Origin of the sequence: Microbacterium sp. (assembly GCF_031988965.1) — a bacterium.
GTDB lineage: Bacteria > Actinomycetota > Actinomycetes > Actinomycetales > Microbacteriaceae > Microbacterium.
In genome coordinates this window covers 1-1524 of sequence record NZ_DALZXX010000281.1, presented here as the reverse complement: position 1 = coordinate 1524, position 1524 = coordinate 1, and the positions used below count along the sequence as shown (strand labels likewise).

At 70.1% G+C, this 1524-nt stretch carries 2 protein-coding genes; both read right to left on the bottom strand.

The genetic code is table 11. From position 1 onward, the window contains the following. Window positions 1-436: acyl-CoA dehydrogenase family protein (locus RTM68_RS18740; RefSeq protein WP_312173837.1), on the bottom strand; the 436-nt coding region annotated here is incomplete at its 3' end. Between the two features lie 14 nt (window positions 437-450). Next, window positions 451-1524 (bottom strand): acyl-CoA dehydrogenase family protein (locus RTM68_RS18735; RefSeq protein ID WP_312173835.1); only part of this gene is annotated, 1074 nt, incomplete at its 5' end.

Below are 1524 nucleotides of genomic sequence, written 5' to 3'. Positions count from 1 at the left end.
CCCGCCAGGTGCCGTCGGCCCGACGGGTCACGCGCGTCTCGCTCGTGCCGACAGCCGCCGCGCCCGTCTCGGACCAGGCGTTGCCGATCAACTCACCGCCGGCGATGCGCCGCAGCCACCGCGAGCGGCGCGCGCTCGGGGCTGCCGCCAGCACGTGCTCGACGTAGGCGATGTGCCCGCGGAAGATCTGCGGCAGGTTCGAGTCGGCCGCAGCGAGCTCGATGAGAAGCTCGGCGAACGACGGCCAGTCCAGGCCGAACCCACCGTCGTCGATCGGCAATCGGACCCTGCCGAATCCGGCGTCGCGCAGCGCGTCCACCTCGGCATGCGGCAGCTCGTGGTTCTGCTCACGGGTGATCGTCCCCGTCGCGATCTCGTCGAAGATCGGGCGGAATCTCGCTCGGGCGGCCTCGAGCCGCTGCGTCTGCTCGCTCATCAGGTGCACGGCCCTCAGGTGTACAGCGAGATCGGCTGGAGCTCGCCGTTCAGCGTCCACGCGCCGACCTCGAGCTTCTTGTAGTCGATCGGGTCGTGCAGCGAATGGGTGCGGATGTTCCGCCAGAACAGATCCAGCCCCACATCGGCGCGGGCTGAGCTCGACCCGGTGATCTCGAAGATGCGATCCGCGACCTCGAGGCCGACCTCGGTCGAGACGACCTTGACCTTCGCGATCTCGATCGCGAGCTCGCCTCGGCGCTCGGCCGTGACCCGGTCGCCTTCGTCGACGACCTCGTCGAACAGGCGCCCGGCGCGGTCCGCCAGTGCTTCGACGGCGGCGATGCGGGCGGCGAACTCGCCGACCACGCGCTGCACGAACGGATCATCGCGGTAGGTGTCGGCCTGGCTGAGGAACCAGGCCCGCGGACGGGAGCGCACGATGTCGAGTCCGCGGGCGAGCGCACCCTCGGCGACGCCGAGGTAGAGGTTGCCGAAGGCGAGCTGGATGCCGGGGGTGATGAGCGTCGAGAACGGCTCGTCGCCCAGTTCGCCGAGCACGTCGGCGGGGGAGACCCGCACGTTCTCGAAGTTCACGGATCCGCTCGCCGACAGACGCTGTCCGAGGGCATCCCAGTCGCCGAGATAGCGGATGCCGTCGCGGTCGTGATCGAGCACCACGAGCTGCACAGTGCCGTCGAGGTCGCCTCCGCGCACGGCGGCGGCGGCGAGCACCACGTCGCCGGCGGAGGCGCCGGTCGAGAAGCGCTTCAGTCCGTTGAGACGGTACTCCTCGCCATCGGCGGTCAGCTCGAGATCGGGGTCGGTGGGGTTCACCGAATCACCCCACACCCAGCGACCCTCGACGGTTTTGCGGTGCCACTCGTCCTGCGCCGCGGGATCGGCGGCGAAGCCGATGTTGCCCGAGTTGATGTAGTGGTAGGCAAGCACCTGCGCCACCGAGGCGTCGGCGCGCGACAGGATGCGGATGACGAGGAACGCCGTCTCCCAGTGCGCACCGCCGCCGCCGAACTCCGCCGGCTGCAGCAGCGTCACGAGCCCCGCATCGCGAAGCAGGTCGAGCTCGAC